Annotated in this window: 20 protein-coding genes and 1 tRNA gene; 11 read left to right on the top strand and 10 right to left on the bottom strand. The window is 68.9% G+C overall.

The genetic code is table 11. From position 1 onward, the window contains the following. Positions 1-123: 123 nt before the first annotated feature. Together CK500_RS05205 and CK500_RS05200 are read left to right on the top strand one after the other, a co-directional pair. Positions 124-540 (top strand): DUF2178 domain-containing protein, encoded by a 417-nt coding sequence (locus tag CK500_RS05205; RefSeq protein WP_095636184.1) that lies wholly within the window; start codon positions 124-126, stop codon positions 538-540. Beyond that, on the top strand, positions 537-740 hold the full coding sequence (locus CK500_RS05200) for a helix-turn-helix transcriptional regulator (RefSeq protein WP_095636183.1): 204 nt from the start codon (positions 537-539) through the stop codon (positions 738-740). Before CK500_RS05205 ends, CK500_RS05200 begins: the two co-directional genes overlap by 4 nt. 42 nt (positions 741-782) lie before the next feature. Here CK500_RS05200 and CK500_RS05195 read toward each other — a convergent pair whose 3' ends face one another. Next, entirely contained in the window at positions 783-1,469 is a 687-nt protein-coding gene (locus CK500_RS05195) for a DUF7509 family protein (protein ID WP_095636182.1), read from the bottom strand. A gap of 95 nt (positions 1,470-1,564) precedes the next feature. Between CK500_RS05195 and CK500_RS05190 the strand changes: the two genes are divergently transcribed. Beyond that, entirely contained in the window at positions 1,565-1,951 is a 387-nt protein-coding gene (locus CK500_RS05190) for an ArsR/SmtB family transcription factor (protein ID WP_095636181.1), read from the top strand. 39 nt (positions 1,952-1,990) lie between these two features. On the opposite strand, the gene CK500_RS05185 is transcribed toward CK500_RS05190, so the two are convergent. The 6 genes from CK500_RS05185 to lonB form a co-directional block, all read right to left on the bottom strand. Continuing rightward, positions 1,991-2,629, bottom strand: a complete 639-nt coding sequence (locus tag CK500_RS05185) for a fibrillarin-like rRNA/tRNA 2'-O-methyltransferase (RefSeq protein WP_095636180.1) — start codon at positions 2,627-2,629, stop codon at positions 1,991-1,993. Next, positions 2,626-3,546, bottom strand: a complete 921-nt coding sequence (locus CK500_RS05180) for an NOP5/NOP56 family protein (RefSeq protein ID WP_095636179.1) — start codon at positions 3,544-3,546, stop codon at positions 2,626-2,628. The genes CK500_RS05185 and CK500_RS05180 overlap by 4 nt, the downstream gene beginning before the upstream one ends. Positions 3,547-3,630: 84 nt before the next feature. Then, positions 3,631-3,888 carry a hypothetical protein gene (locus CK500_RS05175; RefSeq protein WP_095636178.1) on the bottom strand — a complete coding sequence of 86 codons (258 nt, stop codon included), beginning with the start codon at positions 3,886-3,888 and terminating at the stop codon, positions 3,631-3,633. 110 nt (positions 3,889-3,998) lie between these two features. Beyond that, a complete protein-coding gene (locus tag CK500_RS05170; protein ID WP_095636252.1) occupies positions 3,999-4,781 on the bottom strand; it encodes a CBS pair associated ParBc domain-containing protein in 783 nt (260 codons plus the stop codon). 66 nt (positions 4,782-4,847) lie between these two features. Continuing rightward, on the bottom strand, positions 4,848-5,423 hold the full coding sequence (locus CK500_RS05165; RefSeq protein WP_095636177.1) for a hypothetical protein: 576 nt from the start codon (positions 5,421-5,423) through the stop codon (positions 4,848-4,850). 21 nt (positions 5,424-5,444) lie between these two features. Then, entirely contained in the window at positions 5,445-7,730 is a 2,286-nt protein-coding gene (lonB, locus tag CK500_RS05160; protein ID WP_095636176.1) for an ATP-dependent protease LonB, read from the bottom strand. A 170-nt stretch (positions 7,731-7,900) separates the two neighbouring features. On the opposite strand from lonB, the gene CK500_RS05155 reads away from it, so the two are divergent. From CK500_RS05155 to CK500_RS17325, 3 genes are all read left to right on the top strand, one after another. Beyond that, a complete protein-coding gene (locus CK500_RS05155) occupies positions 7,901-8,431 on the top strand; it encodes a nicotinamide-nucleotide adenylyltransferase (RefSeq protein ID WP_095636175.1) in 531 nt (176 codons plus the stop codon). 66 nt (positions 8,432-8,497) lie between these two features. Further along, on the top strand, positions 8,498-9,361 hold the full coding sequence (locus tag CK500_RS05150; RefSeq protein ID WP_095636174.1) for an SAM hydrolase/SAM-dependent halogenase family protein: 864 nt from the start codon (positions 8,498-8,500) through the stop codon (positions 9,359-9,361). A gap of 149 nt (positions 9,362-9,510) precedes the next feature. Then, the gene (locus CK500_RS17325) at positions 9,511-10,539 is read left to right on the top strand and encodes a DUF7504 family protein (protein ID WP_198951496.1); all 1,029 of its coding nucleotides are present in this window, start codon (positions 9,511-9,513) and stop codon (positions 10,537-10,539) included. Between the two features lie 40 nt (positions 10,540-10,579). Here the strand turns inward: CK500_RS17325 and CK500_RS05140 are convergent, their stop codons facing one another. Continuing rightward, entirely contained in the window at positions 10,580-11,038 is a 459-nt protein-coding gene (locus CK500_RS05140) for a DUF5793 family protein (RefSeq protein WP_095636173.1), read from the bottom strand. Positions 11,039-11,248: 210 nt separating this feature from the next. Between CK500_RS05140 and CK500_RS05135 the strand changes: the two genes are divergently transcribed. From CK500_RS05135 to CK500_RS05120, 4 genes are read left to right on the top strand one after another with little or no spacing between them, the layout of a single operon-like run. After that, positions 11,249-12,925 carry a type II/IV secretion system ATPase subunit gene (locus CK500_RS05135; RefSeq protein WP_095636172.1) on the top strand — a complete coding sequence of 559 codons (1,677 nt, stop codon included), beginning with the start codon at positions 11,249-11,251 and terminating at the stop codon, positions 12,923-12,925. Further along, positions 12,922-15,120, top strand: a complete 2,199-nt coding sequence (locus CK500_RS05130; RefSeq protein WP_095636171.1) for a type II secretion system F family protein — start codon at positions 12,922-12,924, stop codon at positions 15,118-15,120. The genes CK500_RS05135 and CK500_RS05130 overlap by 4 nt, the downstream gene beginning before the upstream one ends. Positions 15,121-15,159: 39 nt before the next feature. Continuing rightward, complete coding sequence (locus CK500_RS05125; protein ID WP_095636170.1) at positions 15,160-15,810, top strand: class I SAM-dependent methyltransferase; 651 nt, start codon at positions 15,160-15,162, stop codon at positions 15,808-15,810. Positions 15,811-15,870: 60 nt separating this feature from the next. Then, a complete protein-coding gene (locus CK500_RS05120) occupies positions 15,871-18,459 on the top strand; it encodes a methyl-accepting chemotaxis protein (RefSeq protein WP_095636169.1) in 2,589 nt (862 codons plus the stop codon). Positions 18,460-18,495: 36 nt separating this feature from the next. On the opposite strand, the gene CK500_RS05115 is transcribed toward CK500_RS05120, so the two are convergent. Both CK500_RS05115 and CK500_RS05110 read right to left on the bottom strand, forming a co-directional pair. Next, positions 18,496-18,780, bottom strand: coding sequence for a hypothetical protein (locus CK500_RS05115; protein WP_095636168.1), 285 nt, complete (start codon positions 18,778-18,780; stop codon positions 18,496-18,498). Between the two features lie 13 nt (positions 18,781-18,793). Next, positions 18,794-19,318, bottom strand: a complete 525-nt coding sequence (locus tag CK500_RS05110) for a DoxX family protein (RefSeq protein WP_095636250.1) — start codon at positions 19,316-19,318, stop codon at positions 18,794-18,796. A 236-nt stretch (positions 19,319-19,554) separates the two neighbouring features. Between CK500_RS05110 and CK500_RS05105 the strand changes: the two genes are divergently transcribed. Then, positions 19,555-19,625 (top strand) — tRNA-Gly (locus CK500_RS05105). Positions 19,626-19,713 lie beyond the last annotated feature (88 nt).

Raw genomic sequence — 19,713 nt, 5'->3', positions numbered from 1 at the left:
CACATCAATTCTGCCTAGAACCATCTTCAGCGATAGATTTATTGGCTAACGTAAAGTCTCCTTTACTGTAAAGCGAGCTTTACACTCGGTTCCGGATCGGCTCCGCTCGCTTTACGCGCATCCATGAGCGAACACACCACCCCCGCGACGACGCGGCCCTCCACGCGGAAACGGTACAAACGCATCGCCTACGGACTGCTCGGCGCCGGCATCCTCGCGCTGTGGATCGCCATCGCCCTCGATCGGTTCGTGATCGGCGTCGCCCTCTACTGGGCCGGCGGCCTCGGCATGGGACTGGTCCAGCGGTTCAGTCCCGTCACCCTCTACGACGAGCGAGACAACACGATCGAGCGCAAGGCCAGCCAGAACACGATGAACGTCTTCGCGTACGTCTTCATCCTCGGGGCTCCAGGTGGCCTTGTGTTGGAAGACGCCGGGGTCATGGCGCTTCCGGGCGAATTCTACGGCGCGATGTGGACGCTGTTCGCAGTCTACGTCGTGTTCGGCGCGTCCATACTCTACCACAAGTACCGGACATGAGAAACGACATCAGCGAGCGGCGCGCCGAGACCGGCGAGAGCCAGGCCGACCTCGCCGCCGCCGTCGGCGTCACGCGGCAGACGATCAACGCGATCGAACGCGAGCGCTACGACCCCTCGCTGGAGCTCGCCTTCGAGCTGGCCGCTCACTTCGACTGCCGGATCGAGGACCTGTTCGATCCGGCAGAAGAAGGTCCCTGAGGGGTCTCGGGCGGTACACTGTAGTGCCGTCTCCGAGCCTCGTTACACTGTCGGGATTACGTACGACTCAATAAAATCAGTGAGCTTGTCTTCCAGCTCTTTTCGGTCTGCGAAATATCGGAAACGCAAGCTGTAGGCGTCGTCCATCTCATCGATCGACGCGCTGCTGAACTTCGGTTCGTACGGCTTCCGTTTTCCACTGCCTCGTTCCGCTTCAGAAAAGATACAGAATGTCCGCGGATCGCGTCGCCGTGCGCCGGGTTCTCGAAGCCGAAAGTACTCCGGAACCGCTCCAGCTTCGGCGCCCGTCCCAGTCGTGAGGCCCGATTTTGTGAAGACGAACGCGTTCCCGTCGCTTGCCTTCGCAAACGCGACCGATTGATCGATCACCGCCATTCCGGGTTCTGTGAGCCCTTCGGTCGTGACTTCTCGTTTCGTCGGAATATCGACTCCGCTGGCGATGAAGACCGCGGCTTGGGTCTCCTCCGAGACCGCTCGACAGATCGATCTAAGCGTGGCCTGGATCTCATCGGGAGCAGTATCGTCACCCTCGGGGGCGAGTGGATCCGGTGGAAGCGGATACTCGTCGTCCGGATAGAGATACGACGGGTCCAGCAGTCGATACGGCCCCATCAGAAAGACAAGTACATCGGAGGTATCCGCCCACGGAACGGACTCGACAATGATGTCCCGGATCGACGTTCCCCCGTAGGTCTCGAGACCTGCCATCGTATCGGGTGTCGTCGCCGCTTCGTATATCAATACTGTCCAGCAATTTCTTAACAGTGATTAAGTATATCCGTCATGCCGTCCAACGTAAGCGTATGAGAGAACGAGAAGGCGAAGCTGAAGAACGGAGCGACGTAGCGAAACCCCGTCCAGAGGGGTACGAGCGAGTCGAATCAGAGCTACTCAACAATGCGCTCGACCTCGATCGTGAGGCGGAGCGACTCAAAGCGATGGGCGAGCCGACCAGATTCACGCTCCTGTATTTACTGTCTCAGGAGGGGCAGATCGGGAGCGGCGAGCTCGCGGACGTGCTCGATCGCCGTCAAAATGATCTGTACCACCATCTCAACACGCTGGAGGATGCGGGTCTCGTCGGGAAGTTTCGAGACGGACAGACACGAGTCTACGAGCTGTCGCCGCTCGCAGAGGCGTTCGTACCCCAGCTATTCGAGGCAATTAACGATCGAGCCGAGGCGGTGTAAGGCCGAGACGCGTCAGGAGTCCCACCACGTGCGCTGCCCCTACCGCGGCGTCGCCACGACGCCGAGGTGGTCCTCGTGGAACCGGTCGAGTCGTTGCGTCTCCAAAATCTCGTAGGCCTCCCGAAGCCGGTCGAGCGCGCCCTCGAACACCGTCTCCGGATCCTCGGTCACGTCCTCGCTGCGCGCCTTGATCGCGAGCAGGAGCTGGCCGTCGTCCGCGAGGAACCGCGCGTTGCGCACGGCGACTTCGGCCTGCCCGCGCGTCGCCACGTCCTGAACGATCGCGTCCACGTCGCGCTCGACGACGTGGGCGTAGCGTCGCGGGGTCCGCGCGTCCTTCAGAAGCGGGAACAGCCGCTCGCGGGGCTCGGCCGCCTCGACGAGGTCCCGCGCCGGCCGCGGCGCGAACTCCACCGCGTACGTCGGCCCCGCGAAGTCCGCGACGTGGCTGACGGTCGTCCCGCTGGCCGCGCCGAGGTACAACACCGTCTCGCCGCCGGACAGTCCCGTCTCGAACCCGAGCTCGAACATCCCGCCGAGCTTCGACCGCTCGGGGTCCCACGCGCGCCACCCGTCCGCGGTCGGCTCGCCGTACACCGGCGGCCCGCGCGTCGCCAGCCGGGTCTCCCCGTCGATCTCGCGGCGCTCGACGCCCGCCGGTAGCCCTGAGTCGCTCATGCGTCGCCCTCCGCGTCGGCAGTGGTGTCGCCACCGCTCCCGTCGTCGTCCTTTCCTTCCTCAGCGCGCGCCCGGATCGTCGCCATCCGCTCGCGAAGCTCCTCGTGGAGCGTCTCGCGGCGCTCGCCCGAGTAGTGGTCCACCCGGGCCGCAAGCGTCAGCTTGCCCGCGAGCGCCCGCGCGGCCGACCCGCGGTCCTCGGGACGCGTGTTCCGCACGTACTCGTGGGTGTAGATGATCCCGTGTTTCGGCGAGGGCGCGCGCCCGGAGAGGTGCGCGAACAGGGCGTCCTCCGCGCCGAGCACCTGCACGGTCCCCGAGGGCTTCTTCGCGAGCGGCTCCAGCCCGCCCGCCAAGGCGATCAGCCGCGCCGCCAGCTCCGGACCCGCCATCTCGGCGAGGTTCGGCGCCACCGCCGGCGCGGTCCGCTCGATTGTCTCGGCGAGCGCGTCGCGCTCGTCGGCGAGATCGGCGACGCGCGACGCGAGCGAGACGGCGCGGCGCTCCAGCTCGCCGTCCGGCTCGCGCTCGGCCACGGCACGGGCGCCCTCGATCCCCGGCTCGGCGTCGTCGAAGAGGCTCCCCGCCCACTCGGCGGCGCGTTCGGCGAGCTCGTTGGCGGTACGCTCGCAGTCGTCGAAGGCCCGTACGGCGTGGACGAGCTGTTGGTCGTCGGCGCGCTCGCGCTCGCGGACCGTCTCGCGGGTCGCCGCCACGGACGCCTCGTGCAGGCGGTCGTAGTAGTCGTCTCGCGAGTCGGCGAAGCCGGCGTCGACCGCGAGCCCCGGCCAGTCGCGCGGCTCGTCGGCCTCGCCGTCGGCGATCCGGGCGCGGAGCGCCCCTTGGTCGTCCGACGAACCGCCGGCGAACCAGCCCGCGCCGGGACCGGCCTCGGCGTCGTCTTCGGTGTCGGTCATTACCCGTGGCTACTCCGTCCGGTCGTATAGGCGTTCCCGAAACGATCACGGGAGCAGCCGACGTGAAAAGCGGAGCCGGCGGGGCTACTCGTCGGCCAGTTCGATCGTCGCGCCGGCGTCGTCGGCCTCGTCCCCTTCGTCGTCGCTCCCGGACCGGAACTCCGCGAAGACGCCGTCGGGGTCGCTTCGCAGGTCCGCGATCGTCGCGCCCGCGAGCCCGCCGAGGGCGCCGCCGGTGCTCGCCGCGTTTCGGTTGATCAGTCCGCCGACGGCGGCGCCGAGGGCGGCGCCGACCGCCGCGTACTTCGCTCGGGACAGCGCGCCCTTGATTCGTGATTTCATGCTTACTAGTTCTTTTCGAGGCGACAAAAGTCTGCCGCCGCGATCGCGTCCGGTCAATCGGATCGAGCGATCGGCGTCTTCGCGTCCGCGAGGCCGCACCGTTGTCCGCCCTACTGCAGCCGCTTCGTGGTCTCGACGAGGGGGTGACGGGCGTAGTCGACGATCTCGATGTCGGTGATGTCGTCGAGCCCCTCCTTCTCGGCGGTCTTGGCCATGCCGAGCTCGATCGGCCGGTCGGGGACGATCACGTAGGCGTCCATCTCCTCGATCCCGGCCTCGTGGGCCGCCATCACGCGGTGGTGACCGTCGGCGAGGTGGAGCGTCCCGCCGTTGTCGATGACGACGAGCGGCTCCGCCAGCCCGCGCTCTAACTCGTACTTGCGGCCCTCCAGCTCGTCGGCGTACACGCGGGCCTGCGTGGGCGTGAGTTCCGTGAGCCGCACCTCGCGGCGCTCCTCGGTGAGCCCGACGCCGTGGATCTGTTCGAGCGTGCGCATCAGCTTCCCCACCTTGCTCGGGGTGGCGCGCTCGATCTGCGACCGGACCACGTCCGTGTTCGAGATGATCCCCACGAGGTTGTCGGCGTCGTCGACCACCGGGAGCCGCTGGATCCCGGAGCGGAGGATGACGCGCGCGGCGTCGGTCACCTTCATGTCCGGGTGCGCCACGATGAGGTCGTCGGACATCACGGTGAACACGGGGGCCTCCGGGTCGGCGAGCAGGAGGTCGGCGGCCGAGACGAACCCCTCGACCCTCCGGCCCTGCGTGACGGGGAACCCGTTGTGGCCGTCGCTTTCGGCCATCCGCCGCGCGACCGCCTCCACGGTCTCGTCGGGATTCACGGTCTCGACGTCGCGGGTCATGTACTCGCCGACGGTCGGTTTCCCGCTCATCATCGATGCGTGTTGGCGTTCCCGTAATAAAAAGGGGCGGGAGGCGCCGCTCTTCACTCGCTTCGATCACGCCCGAGCGGCGTCCGGTCCCTCGTGGACGACGAACTCCGCGGCGTTGACGACGTAGTGCGCGACGGCGACCGCGAGGAGGCTGCCGGCGGCGAGAGCCAGCCCCGCGCCGACGCCGACGGCGACGAACCCGAGATTTCCGAGGGACGCGAACGCTCCCGCGCCGAGCGTCGGGTGCGTCCTGCCGATCCCGAACGCCGACGCCGTGACCGCGGTCCGCCACGCGATCACGGCGAGGACCGCCAGCGCGAGCGCCTGCGAGACCGCCGCGTTGGCGAGGAGGAGTCGCGTCGTGAGGACCGGCCGGTCCCGTCGGCCGTCGTCTTGGAGGGGATCAGAGGCGCTGTCGCGGTCGGTGTCCCTATCGCGGTCGCCGTCACCGTCGTTGTCGGCGTCTTCGCTACCGTCACCGTCGCGGCCGGTATCCGCCGAACCGGCCGCGCCGTCGGCGAGGTCGTCCCGCGAATCGACGAGCCGCGCGCTCTCGAGAGTGCGTCGAGAGCGACGGGTGAAGAACAGAAGCAGCAGCGTCAGGGCGACGGTCGCGACCGCGAAGGTCGCCCAGTCGGGCATCGGAACGGGTGGGCCGCTCCCCTACTGCGGGCTCGGGCTGGAGGGGCCGGAGACGCTCCCCTCCTTCAGCGCCGAGCCGGTGATCGACTTGAGCCGGGAGACGAGCGAGTCCTTCTCGGCTTCGCCCTCCAGGGCGATGTCGAGGACCTCGCTGATGTGCGAGACCGGGATGACCTCGATCATGTCCTCGTACTCGTCTTCGATCATCACGTCCTGCTCGTTCGCCTGCGGGATGATGACCCGGGTGCAGCCGGCCTTCGCGGCCGCCTCGATCTTGTGGGTGACGCCGCCGACGGGGAGCACGTCACCCCGCACCGACAGCGAGCCCGTCATCGCGAGGCTCTGGTCGACGCCCACGTCCTCCAACGCGGAGATGACCGCGGTCGCAACCGTGATGGACGCCGAGTCGCCGTCGACGCCCTGCTGGCCCGCCTGCACGAACTGGATGTGGATGTCCATCTCCGAGATGTTCTCGTCGGAGAACTTCTTGATGATCGCGGAGACGTTCGACACCGACTCCTGGGCCATCTCCTTCAGCTGGCCCGTGGCGATCACTTCGCCGGGCCCCTGCGAGGGCGCGACCTCGGCCATCACCGGGAGCATGATCCCGGAGTCCTCGCCCATCACGGCGAGCCCGTTGACGCGGCCGACGACGTACCCCTCGGAGACCTGCAGCTCGTAGTCCTTCCGGCGCTCGATGAAGTCGTCCGCGAGCTGCTGTTCGATGGAGCGTGAGCGCCCCTTCGCCTGCAGCACGTGGTCGCGGGTGGTCAGGTCGGCGTCCTCGCCGCGGGCGATGTCGCCGGCGACGCGGACGAGCCCGCCGAGGTTCCGGAACAGGAGGGTGAGGTGGCCCTTCCGGCCGGAGCGGCGCTTGGCCTCGAGGATGACCTCCTCGACGGCCTCGGCCGTGAACTCCGGCAGGCGGCCGTCCTTCGCGACCTCCTGGGCGATGAACCGGACGTACTTCCGGCGCATCTCCGGGGTGTCCTCGATGGTGTCCTCCATGTACACCTCGTAGCCGTACCCCTTGATACGGCTCCGGAGCGCCGGGTGCATGTTCTCCATCGCGTCGAGGTTCCCGGCCGCGATCATGACGAAATCCGTCGGGACGGGCTCGGTCTGGACCATCGCGCCCGAGGAGCGCTCGGACTGGCCCGTGATCGAGAACTCGCCCTCCTGGATCGCCGTCATGAGGTGCTGCTGACTGCGGATGTCGAGCGTGTTAATCTCGTCGATGAACAGCACGCCCTTGTTCGCCTTGTGGATGGCCCCGGCCTCGACGCGGTCGTGGCTGGGCGTCTCCATCCCGCCGGACTGGAACGGGTCGTGCCGCACGTCGCCGAGCAGCGCGCCGGCGTGCGCGCCGGTCGCGTCGCGGAACGGCGCCGTCTTCGTGTCGCCGTTGTTCACCAGCAGGTTCGGGATCATCGCGTCGGAGCCGCGGTTGAGGTAGCGGAAGACGAGGTAGACGACCCCCGCCGCGATGATGCCGACGAGGATCTGGCCGACGATGATGAGCGCGTAGCCCAGCACGACGGCGATGATGATCCACATGAGGAGCGACCGCATCTGGTTGCGCTTGCGCGCCTCCTCGCGGTGCGCCTCGACGATCTGGTCCCCCTTCCCCGCGGGGACGGTCCGGACCTTCGGCTTGTTCCCGTCCTCGGGGTTGTGGTAGACGAGCACGTCCTGGAGCTCCTCTTTCGGGAGGAGTTCGGACATCGCCTTCGCCAGCATCGACTTCCCGGTCCCGGGCGAGCCGATCATCATCACGTGGCGGCGCTGCTTGGCCGCCTTGATGATCACGTCGCGGGCGTGCTCCTGCCCGATGACCTGGTCGACGAGCCGGTCGGGGATCTCGAGCTCGGCGGTGGTGTCGATCTTGAGGCCGCCCAGCAGGTCGTCCTCGTCGGGGTCCTCCTCGATCTCGGCGCCCTCGACCTCGACGGTGCTACCCAGCTCGTCGATGCCGCCGCCCTCGTTCGGTTCGGTGACACCCTCGGGGGTGGCGCCGTTCGCTTCCTCGGGGCCCGTCTCGGCGCCCTCCGGCCCGGGTCCGTCGACGACGACTCCGTCGTCCCAGACCGCGTCTGGATCGGCCGGGTCGTCGGCGACCGACTCCTCCTCGGAGGCCGGGTCGCCGGCGCGGTCGGGCTCGTCGACGCCGTCGTCCGCCGGCGCGCGGGCGCCGTCGTCGCGGGCGTCCTCGCCGTTCCCCGTCGGGTCCGAGCCCTCGACGCCGGATTCCTCCGGCTCTTCGGGGTCCTCGGTCGGCGGGTCGTTCGCGTCCTTTTCGTTGCTCATAGAATCGGGTTTCGCTACGGAAAACGAAGGGTCGGCTACTGATATACTTTCTCCCCGCAGACGCCCAGCGTAGTATTCCGAAAACGGCCACGATACGGTCCGTATCCCTCGATATCTGCCGCCAACGCCTCCCACGAGGTTTATAAACGAGGCTCACGCTACGTGTATTCATGCGCGGGTTCTACATCGGGCGGTATCAGCCGTTCCACGACGGCCACCGACACATGGTCGAGGAGATCGCGGGGGAGGTCGACGAGCTCGTCCTCGGGATCGGCTCGGCCGGCGACTCCCACACCACCCGGAACCCGTTCACGGCGGGCGAACGCGTGATGATGGTGACGAAGGCCGTCGAACACCTCGACGTCACCACCTACGTCGTCCCCATCGAGGACCTGGACCGCAACTCCGTGTGGGTGAGCCACGTCCAGAGCATGACGCCGCGGTTCGACGTGGCGTACTCGAACAACCCGCTCGTCGTCCGGCTGTTCGAGGAGGCCGGCGTCGAGGTCCGCGGCTCCCCGATGTTCCGCCGCGACGTGCTGGAGGGGACGGAGCTCCGCGAGCGCATGATCCACGGCCGCGACTGGGAAACGCTGGTCCCCGAGGCCGTCGTCGACGTGATCGAGGAGATCGACGGCGCCGAGCGCATCCGACGGATCGCGGAGACCGACGCGAACGCCGAGGCGCCCTCCGACGCGTGACGACTACCGACCGGCTTCCGCCCGCTCCACCGGCCTTTTAAGAGCCAGCCGCACCGCCGATCGCCTATGATCACGCTCGCCTCAGACTTCGGTTCGCCGTACCCCGCCGCGATGAAGGGAGTGATTCGACGCCACACCGACGCCGAACTGATCGACGTCGCCCACGACCTGCCGCGCGGGGACCCCCGCGCCGCCGCCTTCTGGCTCCGGTTCGTGCTCCCGGAGTTCCCGCCGGCCGTCCACTGCGCGGTGATCGACCCGGGCGTCGGCACCGACCGCGACGCCCTGGTCGTCCGCGCCGGCTCGCACGTGCTCGTCGCCCCGGACAACGGGCTCGCGATGCCGCCGGCGCGGGCGCTCGCGGGCGAGAGTGGGGGAGAGAGCGGAAAGGGGAACGATGACGGCGACGAGGCGATCGAGGCGTTCGTCGTCGACGTCGACGAGCCCGCGAGCGAGACGTTCCACGGCCGCGACGTGTTCGCGCCGACCGCGGCTCGGATCCGGGCGGCCCTCGACGGCGGCCCGGCAGCGGCGACCCCCGAGGCGGTCTCCGACGCGCTCTCCGCGATGGACGACCTCTCGCCGGCGACCGATCCGGTCGACCTCGTCCTCCCGGAGCCGAGCGTCGAGCGCGACGACGCGGGCGACCCGGTCGCCGTCGAGGGCGAGGTGCTCGCGATCGACCGGTTCGGCAACGTCGTCACCAACGTCCCCGGCGAGCTGATCCGCGGCCGCGACTGGGTCCGGATCAACGGGGAACTCACCCCGGTCGCCGAGACGTTCGGCGCGGTCGATCCGGGCGACCGGCTCGTCACGGTCGGCAGTCACGGCTACGTCGAGTGCGACGTGAACGACGGGCGCGGCGACGGCGCGTTCGACCTCCGGCCCGGGGACTCGGTGCGGATCGTCGCCGACAACGTGAGCCTGTAGCGCAGCGCTCTGTCGTGCCGGCCGTCTCCCGTTCGAGATTGGGACGCGTGACGCGGATCGGCCGATACAGTCTCTCACATGGGTGATTAGTGTTACCAACATATAATATAACCAACAACGTTATGTCAGCAAATCTCTACTAAGCGGTCGTGACCCACCCGTCTCGCGCGCTCAGTGATCAGATCGGCAGGTCGTCGTCGATACTGCTTCTCGCTCCGTTACACGAGTCTCCCGACGACGGCGCCTGTATCGATCTGTTGACTCCCGAGCCGCCCGGCGAGGCCAACGTCGTGAGCGTTACCCTCTCGGCGTCGCCCGCGGAGCGGCTGTCCCTCTGGCAGCGCGAGGCCGGCAGCGAGCTCCCGACGCGGGCGACGATCGTCGACGCGCGGCGGAACATGACGAACCGGGAGCTCCCGACTTCCGAATCGGGTCCGATCTCGGTGCGCGGGGTTCCCGAGAACGCGAATCTCTACGATATCGGGCTCGTGATCGCCGGCCAGCTCGGTGCGTGGAAGGACACCCCCGAACCGACGGTCATGTGTCTCCACTCGCTGACGGCGCTGCTCGCCGCCTACGAGCCCGAGCAGGTGATCGGCCTGATCACCGCCCTCAACGACCTCTGCGAGCGGCTCGGCGTGACCGCTCACCACCACCTCGATCCGGATGCGCACGACGAGGAGACGGTGGCGACGCTTCGGCCGCTGTACGACGCAGTGGTGGAGCACACTCCGGACGACGGCTGGATCCCGACGGAACGCGAGAAGACGGCGACGAGACCGTCGTTCCGCTCGACGGTGTCGCCGCCCGGCGGAACGGCGAAGACGGGGTCGGACCGTCCCGAAACGGTCCCGATGCGGTACTCCTTCGAGACGGTACTGGACCTGTTGTCGTGCCCGAACCGGCGCACGCTGCTGTACTACTTGAAGAGTCGTCCGGCAGGGGAGATCCCGCTCGATCGACTGGTGGAAGACGTCTGCGACATCGAACGATCCCTGCCGGTCCGAGAGGCGTCGCCGCGAGAGGAAGTCCGGACCGAACTCGTCCGTCAGCACCTCCCGAAGCTCCACGAGGCCGGTGTCATCCAGTTCGACGAAGGCTCCGAAACGGTCCGCTACACGCCGAACGAGGGGCTGGAGTCCTTTCTCCGCTACGTCGAAACGATCGAGCTGGGGTGACTGGTGTGCGCGGAAAACGGGACCGACGGCCGCCCGGCAGTCACAGCTCGACGCCGGACGGGATCAGGCTCTCGTTGCGCAGGAGGTTCCCCTCGTGGTCGTACACGAGGAAGGTATCCTTGTCGTAGCTGACGAGCCGCTCGCCGTCGACGTCGATCTCGACCCGGTAGTGGGCGTCCTCGTCGCCCGCCGAGTCGCGCGCGGCGTGGATGAAGGGGAGTACGTCCGTAGCCGTCTCGTTGAGTTCGAGGACGAAGTCCCCGGTGTAGCGGTTCGTCACGCCCACGACGCCCTCCGGGTCATCCGCGGCCGAGAGGGGCTCGCGGAGCCGGAACGCCACGTCGATGTCGTCGGCGTCGAAGAGGTCCCCGTCGGTCCCCGAGAGCCGGTCGCGGAGGAGCCCGTCCGGCCCGTGGAAGTCGATGCGGACCAGCGGCGTCGCCTGCCGGTCGCCATCGTCGACGCCCTCGACGGTCAACTCGAAGTAGTCACGCCGCATTGCCTGTGCGGTCCTTTGCGGTCGTCCCGTATGAACGTAACGGGCGGATCGCCGCCGGACCGCGAGTAGCGCGGCGCCCGCCGGGTCAGCGTGCGGGACGGTGAGGGGCGAGGCGGGCGGCGACGAGGGAATCGGACGGTCTCGGTGTCGCCGGTGATAATCGCCGGGGGGATTTTAAACCGCCACGCCGCATACGGCTCCGTAACGACGATGGCGAGTGACGCTCGCGGGGACGGTGTCGAAGACCGCATCGAGGCCCTCCGGCGGCGGCTCTCGCGGACGTGGGAGGTGCTCCGGGGGGCCGACCTCGATGTCCGCCCCTTCAGACCGGGGCAGGACGGGCCCCTCTCCGGCTTCGCGGTCCCCGACGGCGAGCGCGAGGTCGACCGGTACTGGGTGAACGCGCCGTACGCGTACGTCGTGATCACCCACGACGACGCGGAGAGCGAGCACCGGTACTACGCGGTCGAGCCCGACTTAGACCGGTTCGAGAGCGACCTCCTCGACCGCGTGGTCGACGACATCCGCGACCCGCTGCTGTACCGCGAGGGCACCGGGCGGACCGACGAAGAGACCCTGCGGGCGGAGTTGGAGAGCCTGTTGGAGGGGTACGGCGTCGACGTCGGGATGGACACGTTCCACGCGCTCTCGTACTACCTCTACCGGGACTTCCGCGGCTACGGGAAGGTCGACCCACTGCTTCACGACCGCCACATCGAGGACATCTCGTGTGACGGCTACGACCTCCCGATCTTCGTGTACCACGACGACTACACCGACATCGAGACCAACGTCTCGTTCGGGAAGTCGGCGCTCGACAACTACGTGATCCGCCTCGCCCAGCAGTCCGGGCGCCACATCTCCGTCGGCGACCCCATGGTGGAAACGACCCTCCCCGACGGGTCGCGCGCGGAGCTCGCCTTGGGCGAGGAGGTGACGCCCCGCGGGTCCGCGTTCACGATCCGCCAGTACGCCGAGGACCCGTTCACGCCGATCGACCTGATCGAATACGGGACGTTTTCGGTCGAGCAGATGGCGTACTTCTGGCTCTGTATCGAGCACAACAAGAGCCTCATCTTCGCCGGCGGCACCGCCTCCGGGAAGACCACCTCGATGAACGCGGTGTCGATGTTCGTCCCGCCGCGCGCGAAGGTGCTCACCATCGAGGACACCCGCGAGCTCTCCCTGTACCACGACAACTGGCTCTCCTCGGTCACCCGCGAGCGCCGCTACGAGGGCGCCGACATCGACATGTACGACCTGCTGCGGTCCGCGCTGCGCCACCGCCCCGAGTACATCGTGGTCGGCGAGGTCCGCGGGGAGGAGGCGATCACCCTGTTCCAGGCGATGAACACGGGTCACACGACCTTCTCGACGATGCACGCCGACTCGATCGAGACGGTCATCAACCGGCTGGAGAACGACCCGATCAACGTGCCGCGCGCGATGGTCCAGTCGCTGGACATGCTGTCGATCCAGACGCTGACCCGCTCGGGCGACCAGCGCGTCCGGCGCGCGAAGACGATCGGCGAGATCGGCGGCATCGACCAGCGGACCGGGGAGCTCGACTACTCCTCCGCGTTCGAGTGGGATGCCGAGACCGACGAGTTCAGCCGGAACGACTCGTCGCTCATGGAGGAGATCGCCGACGAGCGCGGCTGGTCCCGCTCCGAACTGCTCCGCGAGATCCGGCGGCGCGAGCGGTTCCTCGAACTGCTCCGCGAGCTCGGCGTCACCGACTACCGGGCGTTCACCGCCCTCGTCAACGAGTACTACGCCGACTCCGAGCGCGTGATGGACCGGCTCGAGGAGCGGAGCGACGGCGCGCACGGCGGCTCCGAGGCGTCCGACCGCTCCGGGCCGCCGGGGGACCGGACCGACGGATGATCGCGTACCTCCCCTTACTCGCCGCGGTCGGGTGCTGTCTGGCGCTGGTGCTGCCCGCGGTCGACGACGGGGCGGACCTGGCCGTCACCCGCGTCGCGCTGCTGATCTTCGGCGACTACGTCGCCGAGGAGGGGCCGCGGCGCCAGCGCCAGCGCGACCGGATGCGCGCCGCCCACGTCGCCGGCACCCACCGCGAGTACGCCGCGAAGACGCTCCTGTATTCCGGCGTGCTCGGCGTCGCCGGCAGCGTCCTCGGCGTGTACGCCGCCGCCGGGCTCCTCTCGGCGCTCGACGTGAGCGAGGCGGCCCTCCGCGGGACCCTCCCCGCGTCGCTCGGCTTCGTCGCCGGCGTGACCCGGCTCACCGATCTGGGGCTGCCGGAGCTGTTCCTCCTGTTGACGCTGTCGTCGGCTACCCTCGGCGCCGCGCTCGCGATCGGGACGTACTACGGGCGGTGGGAGCTGCTCGACCAGCGCGCTCACGCCCGGGGCGCGGAGGTCGACGCCACCCTCCCGCGCACCGTCGCGTTCATGTACGCGCTCTCGCGGTCGGGGATGCCGTTCCCGCGCGTCATGGACACCCTCGCGGAGAACGAGGCGGTGTACGGCGAGGCCGCGACGGAGCTGTCGGTGGCGGTCCGCGACATGAACGCCTTCGGCACCGACGCGCTCACCGCGCTCCAGCGCACCTCCCGGCGCACGCCCAGCGACGACCTGGCCGACTTCGCGGAGAACCTCGCGTCCGTGCTCGGTACCGGTCAGCCCATCTCGACGTTCCTCAGCGACCAGTACGAGCTGTACCAGGAGGAGGCCGAGTCGAAACAAAAGCAGTACCTCGAACTGCTGTCGACGTTCGCGGAGGCGTACGTCACCGCGCTGGTGGCCGGCCCGCTGTTTTTCATCACCATCCTCGTCGTGATCGGGCTCGTGCTGGAGGACACCCTGCCGCTGTTGCGCGCCGTGGTGTATCTGGGGGTGCCGCTGGCGACGTTCGGGTTCGTGGTGTACGTCGACAGCGTCACGCAGGGCGTCGGCGGCACCGAGACCGTCGACCTCTCGGAGGCGCTCGAGGACGAGTCGGGAGGCGGCGGTGACGGGGGCTCGGACGCCGGGTCGGCCGCCGCCGGCGACGCACCCACGGACGACGCGGTCCACGCGGCTCCCGCTGACGACCCGATGCAGGCCGACGGCGGCGCGCCGCGCGGGTCGTCGTCGGAGGGCCGCTGGACCGCGAGCCGCGAGCGCCTCCGGGCGTACGACGGGATCCGGTCGCTCCGCCGGTGGGTCGCCTCGCCCGTCGAGAGCGTGCTCGACGCGCCGCAGACGGTGTTCCTCCTCTCCGTCCCCCTCGCGGTCGTCGGCCTGCTCGCGACCGCCTTCCCGATCACGCTCGGACCGCCGACCGAGATGGTCGCGCAGGTCGAGACGCCGGTCGTCGCCGCGACCGCGTTCGTGTTCGCGAGCTACGCCGTCGTCTACGAGGCGCGCAAGCGTCGCGTCCGGCGGATCGAGTCGGCGGTCCCCGACTTCCTCGACCGGCTCGCCAGCGTCAACGAGGCCGGCACCTCCGTGGTCGGGAGCGTCCGGCGCGTCGCGGACTCGAACCTGGAGGCGCTGAGCGACGACCTGAAGCGGACCCGGCGCGACATCGACTGGGGCGCCGACGTGGGCACCGCGCTCCGGCGGCTGGAGCGCCGGGTGCGGTCGCCGATGACCTCGCGGGCGGTCGCGCTGATCACCAACGCCATGCGCGCCAGCGGCGACATCGGCCCCGTGCTCCGGATCGCGGCCGACGAGGCGCGCGCGACGTGGTCGCTCCGCCGTGAGCGCCGACAGGTAATGTTGACGTACCTCATCGTGATTTACATCTCCTTCCTCGTCTTCCTGGGGATCATCGCCTCGCTGTCGGTGTCCTTCATCCCGGCGATCGAGGAGGCGGCGGTCTCCGGCGCCGGAACCGGCGCGAGCGACCTCCCCGGGGCGCCGGGCGGCCCCTCGGGGATCACGGACGGGCTCGGGGACATCGACGCGAGCGCCTACGAGCAGCTGTTCTTCCACGCCGCCGCGATACAGGCGGTCTGCTCGGGGCTCGTCGCCGGGCAGCTGGGCGAGGGCTCGGTCAAGGACGGCGCGAAACACGTCGTCGTCCTCTTGGTGTTGACGCTCGTCACGTTCCTCGTCATCGGGATGGTCTGAGTCCATCGGAGCTAAATCGGTCCGGCGCGACCGCCCGGTATGGATCCCCAGTCCGCCGGCGACCCGCGGTCGACGTACGACCGGATCGCCGCGCACTTCTCGAAGACGCGGGAGTACGCGTGGCCGGAGGTCGAGTCGTTCCTCGACAGGCGGGCCGCGGCCCGCGCGCTCGATCTGGGGTGCGGCAACGGGCGCCACGCGGAGCTGCTCGCGGAGCGCGCTGACGCGGTCGTCGGCGTCGACCTCAGCCGCGAGCTCCTCGGCGAGGCGGTCGACCGGGCCCGCGATCACGGGTTCGACGCGAGCGCGTCGTTCGTCCACGGCGACGCCGCGGCCCTGCCGATCGCGACCGACGCGGTCGGACTCGCCGTCTACGTCGCCACCATCCACCACCTCCCGTCGCGCGAGGCGCGGGTCCGGAGCCTCGACGAGCTGGCCCGGGTCCTCGTGCCGGGCGGGATCGCGCTGGTGAGCGCGTGGAGCACGGCGCACGACCGGTTCGACCGGGCGGAGGGGTTCGACACGACGATCGACTGGACCCTCCCGGGCGGCGAGACGGTGCCGCGGTACTATCACATCTACTCGCCCGAGGAGTTCGAGGCCGACATCGGCGAGAGCGCCCTCGAAACCGTCGACGTGGACGTGTCGAGCGGGAACTGCTACGCGACCGTCACCGTTTCGGACACCTGATTATCAAGTCCGATACCGACGTAGGTGGATTAAAGAGACAGTGACGACCGCGTCGATGTAATGAGTTCTACTCGTCTGGATCGACTTCTGCGTCGGATCAGTCCCGACGCGGTCACCCGCAGCTACCTCGCGAAGTTCGCGGTCGTCGTGCTCGTGGTCGTCGCCGCCATCGGCGCGGTGGGCGCGGTCACCTACGCCGAGACGACCGAGCAGCTCGAGGCCACCGCACAGGAGGACTACACCGCCGTCGCGGAGCTCGGCGGCGTCGAGCTCGACGGCTGGACGAGCGCCCGGCGATCGACGGTGCGGGACATCGCGGACAACGAGGCGTTCTCCCGCGACGCGGACGTGACGGCGCGGTACCTCAGCTCGCACAAATCGCGGACGACCGAGGAAGTGATCGCCCTCCACCACGTCGACCCGAAGAAGGGGACCGTGATCGCGTCGAGCCAGGACGACTCCGACGCCGGCGCCGCGGTCACGAGCCAGGAGTGGTTCGACGACAACCTGCTGTACGGGGATCAGGTCTTCACCACGCCCACCTACGAGGTCGAGGGCGAACACCGGATCGCGTACGTCGCGCTGACGCCGATGCGCGACTACCTCGTCATGGAGGTCGACCTCGCGCCGGTGGTCGCGGACCTCCGGCAGCCGACCGACGGCGCGTTCACGACGCTGGTGCAGTCGGACGGGACGGTCGCCGCCAGCGACCGCGAGGGCATCGCCGGCGAGCGGTACAACGGCGGCATCCAGACGGCCCTGTTCGACGAGGAAAACCCGGTGGGCCACGTCGCGTCCGCGACGTTCGGCTTCGCCGACGGGGCCGAGTACTTCGTCGCGTACGCGCCGGTCCCCTCCGAGGACTGGTCGGTCGCGGTCCACGTCCCCCTCTCGGAGGCGTACGCCCTCTCCGGGATGATCGGCCGGAACCTCCTCCTGATTATCGGGGTGGCGATCGTCGGGCTCGGGCTGCTCGGCGCGACGCTCGGCCGAGGGACCGTCGTCGAGCTGAACCGCCTCGGGAACCGGGCGCGCGAGCTGGAGGCCGGGAACCTCGACGTGGACTTAGAGACGAGTCGGCGAGACGAGTTCGGCGACCTCTACGGCTCGTTCTCGACGATGCGCGACTCGCTGCGCGAGGAGATCGAGTCCGCGGAGACGCAGCGGGAGCGCGCGGAGGCGGCGAAGGCGGAGAGCGAGGCGTTCGCGCGGACCTTAGAGGAGCGCGCCGCGGCCTTCGGGGCGACGATGGGAGAGTGCGCCGACGGCGACCTCACCGCGCGGCTCGACGCCGAGCCCGACGACCCCGAGGCGCTCCGCGAGATCGCCGACGGGTTCAACGACGCGATGGACGAGCTGGAGGCGACGATCGCCGAGGTCGACGCGTTCGCGGGCGAGGTGGCCGCAAAGAGCGAGGCCGTGACGGACGGCACCGACGAGGTCGCCGAGGCGGGCCGCGAGACGAGCGACGCGGTCGACGAGATCTCGGCGGGCGCGGAACGCCAGAGCCGGCAGCTCGCCGACGTCGCCGGCGAGATGGAGGACATGTCCGCGACCGTCGAGGAGGTGGCCGCCTCCGCCGAACAGGTGGCGACCACCTCGCAGCGGGCGAGCGACCTCACGGAGCGGGGCCGCGAGGCGACCGGCGACGCGGTCGACGAGCTCCACGCGATCGAGGAGCGCTCGGAGTCCGCCGCCGAGACGGTCGAGCGGCTGGAGGCCGAGATGGAGGAGGTCGACGAGATCGTCGAGACGATCTCGGAGATCGCCGACCAGACGAACCTGCTCGCGCTGAACGCCTCCATCGAGGCCGCCCGCGCGGGCGAGGCCGGCTCCGGCTTCGCGGTCGTCGCCGAGGAGGTGAAGTCGCTCGCGGAGGAGACGCAGGAGTCGGCCGCCGAGGTGGAGGCGCTCATCTCCGGCCTCCGCGAGCGCACCGACGAGAGCGTCGCCGAGATGGCCGCGATCCGCGAGGGCGTCGGTGACGGGGTCGACACCGTCGAGGACGCCGAGGAGGCGTTAGAGGCGGTCGCCGACCGCGTGACCGAGGCCGACGACGGGGTCCAGGAGATCTCCGGCGCGATGGACGCGCAGGCGTCGTCGGTCAGCGAGGTCACCGGCGCCGTCGACGACCTGGCCGGCGTGAGCCAGCAGACGACCGCCGAGGCGACGACCGTCGCGTCGACCGCCGAGGAGCAGGCCGTGACGCTGCGAGAGGTCTCCGAGCAGGCGCACGACCTGACGGAGCGCGCACGCGATCTGCGTCGGATGACCGACGAGTTCGACGTGGAGAAGGAGGGGAACGACCTCGAGGGGAGCGTCGAGACGGACGCCGAAATCGACGCGGGAGCCGACACCGGTGCGGACGCCGCCGCGGCGGTCGAAGCCGAGGCTGACACGGGGGTCGAAGCCGGCGCAGAGGCTGACGGGGACAGAGCGATCGAAGCGGAAGCGGAGGCCGAAGCGAACTCCGACGACTCGGCGTTCGCATTCGGCGCAGACGCGGCGGAGGCGGCGGACGAGACCGACCCGTCGGTGAGCGCCGACGGGGGCGTCGCTCGCGAGGCGGACGATCCGGTGGCGACGGACAAGACGAACGAGACGAACGCGACGCTCGACGACGCGTCCGGCGGGAACGCAGAAAAGTAGCCGCACCGCCTACCGGCGGCCGAGCCGCGGGTCGTCTCAGTCGGCGACCGTCTCGTGACCGGTCCGCGCGTCCTCGGCCAGCGGGGTCACGATCTTGTAGGCCGCGTACAGTCCGAGCACCGCGATACCGGCCAGCACGACCCCCGTCCGGAGCTGCGGCGAGAACAGCGGGGTCGCGATCACGTCGCCCGCCTCGTTGGTCAGCGGGACCGGGCTGTACGGCGCGCCGACGAGGATCTCGAGGAGACCCATGCCGACGATCCCGAGCAGCATTAGTCCCGCGCTCAGCGCCATCGCCGCCTTGTCGATGATGTCTGTCATTGGATGTCACCTCTTAACCGAGCAGGTACCGGAGCTTCGGGTGCTGTTCGACCACGTCGAGCTTCTCGATGACCGCGTCGAGGCCGTAGTACCGACCCGCCGCGAGCATGATCACCGTCATGAACAACAGCAGGCCCATGAGGTCGCTGTTGACGAGCCCGTGTCCGAACTCGGCGTTGCCGAGCCAGAACAGGACCATGAAGATCACCCCGCCGAACGCCGCCAGCCGGGTGAGCGCGCCGAAGATCAGCGCGAGCCCGATCAGCGTCTCGAACAGGGGAACCCCCGGCTCGATGAGCCACCCGAGGTTGTTCCCCATCCACACCGGGATGCCGCCGAGCGCCGTGCCCGACATCTCCTGCATGTACATCGTCCCGTAGGTGTACGAGAGCCCGTCTTCGATGATCTTCGTGATGCCGGCGTGGAAGAACCACCAGCCGGTGACGACGCGCAGGAAGGCGATCCAGTACGCCGCCCACGGGCCGTCCAGTGCGAACTCGACCTCGTCGACCAGGGGATTGCTCGATTGGTATGACATCGTCGTCACCTTACGGGTGTACGTTGGGTGGGTACACACATATGTACCCAGAACGCTTCTAAGCCTCTGAAAACGGTTCTAAGAGTGCTGTAACGGCCCTCAATATTGTGGGTCTTTAAATACCGTACCGGACGATCGATCGTCGGGTTTCCCGGACCGGTCGTCGAGAACACGGAACGTTTATGAGAACTGTTCGGCCTACGTGTAGACGCGTTCAGCGACGGACGCATCCACGCGCGCCGGTGGTCTAGTGGTAGGACCTGAGCCTTCCAAGCTCATGGCCCGGGTTCAAATCCCGGCCGGCGCATTTCTCGAACGAAGTGAGAGAAATCGCCACCCGATTTGAACCCTATCAGTCGCGCGCAGCGAGCGGAGCGAGCGAGCACGTCTGATTC

This window comes from Halorubrum salipaludis (assembly GCF_002286985.1).
Taxonomy (GTDB): domain Archaea; phylum Halobacteriota; class Halobacteria; order Halobacteriales; family Haloferacaceae; genus Halorubrum; species Halorubrum salipaludis.
Note: the sequence above shows the minus strand (reverse complement) of the source record. Positions and strands in the feature narration are given on the sequence as shown.

Bases quoted from the DNA above. Each gene is read 5' to 3' on its own strand.
- CK500_RS05205 (WP_095636184.1), top strand. From the start codon at position 124: ATGAGCGAACACACCACCCCCGCGACGACGCGGCCCTCCACGCGGAAA.
- CK500_RS05200 (WP_095636183.1), top strand. From the start codon at position 537: ATGAGAAACGACATCAGCGAGCGGCGCGCCGAGACCGGCGAGAGCCAG.
- CK500_RS05195 (WP_095636182.1), bottom strand. From the start codon at position 1,469: ATGGCAGGTCTCGAGACCTACGGGGGAACGTCGATCCGGGACATCATT.
- CK500_RS05190 (WP_095636181.1), top strand. From the start codon at position 1,565: ATGAGAGAACGAGAAGGCGAAGCTGAAGAACGGAGCGACGTAGCGAAA.
- CK500_RS05185 (WP_095636180.1), bottom strand. From the start codon at position 2,629: ATGAGCGACTCAGGGCTACCGGCGGGCGTCGAGCGCCGCGAGATCGAC.
- CK500_RS05180 (WP_095636179.1), bottom strand. From the start codon at position 3,546: ATGACCGACACCGAAGACGACGCCGAGGCCGGTCCCGGCGCGGGCTGG.
- CK500_RS05175 (WP_095636178.1), bottom strand. From the start codon at position 3,888: ATGAAATCACGAATCAAGGGCGCGCTGTCCCGAGCGAAGTACGCGGCG.
- CK500_RS05170 (WP_095636252.1), bottom strand. From the start codon at position 4,781: ATGAGCGGGAAACCGACCGTCGGCGAGTACATGACCCGCGACGTCGAG.
- CK500_RS05165 (WP_095636177.1), bottom strand. From the start codon at position 5,423: ATGCCCGACTGGGCGACCTTCGCGGTCGCGACCGTCGCCCTGACGCTG.
- lonB (WP_095636176.1), bottom strand. From the start codon at position 7,730: ATGAGCAACGAAAAGGACGCGAACGACCCGCCGACCGAGGACCCCGAA.
- CK500_RS05155 (WP_095636175.1), top strand. From the start codon at position 7,901: ATGCGCGGGTTCTACATCGGGCGGTATCAGCCGTTCCACGACGGCCAC.
- CK500_RS05150 (WP_095636174.1), top strand. From the start codon at position 8,498: ATGATCACGCTCGCCTCAGACTTCGGTTCGCCGTACCCCGCCGCGATG.
- CK500_RS05140 (WP_095636173.1), bottom strand. From the start codon at position 11,038: ATGCGGCGTGACTACTTCGAGTTGACCGTCGAGGGCGTCGACGATGGC.
- CK500_RS05135 (WP_095636172.1), top strand. From the start codon at position 11,249: ATGGCGAGTGACGCTCGCGGGGACGGTGTCGAAGACCGCATCGAGGCC.
- CK500_RS05130 (WP_095636171.1), top strand. From the start codon at position 12,922: ATGATCGCGTACCTCCCCTTACTCGCCGCGGTCGGGTGCTGTCTGGCG.
- CK500_RS05125 (WP_095636170.1), top strand. From the start codon at position 15,160: ATGGATCCCCAGTCCGCCGGCGACCCGCGGTCGACGTACGACCGGATC.
- CK500_RS05120 (WP_095636169.1), top strand. From the start codon at position 15,871: ATGAGTTCTACTCGTCTGGATCGACTTCTGCGTCGGATCAGTCCCGAC.
- CK500_RS05115 (WP_095636168.1), bottom strand. From the start codon at position 18,780: ATGACAGACATCATCGACAAGGCGGCGATGGCGCTGAGCGCGGGACTA.
- CK500_RS05110 (WP_095636250.1), bottom strand. From the start codon at position 19,318: ATGTCATACCAATCGAGCAATCCCCTGGTCGACGAGGTCGAGTTCGCA.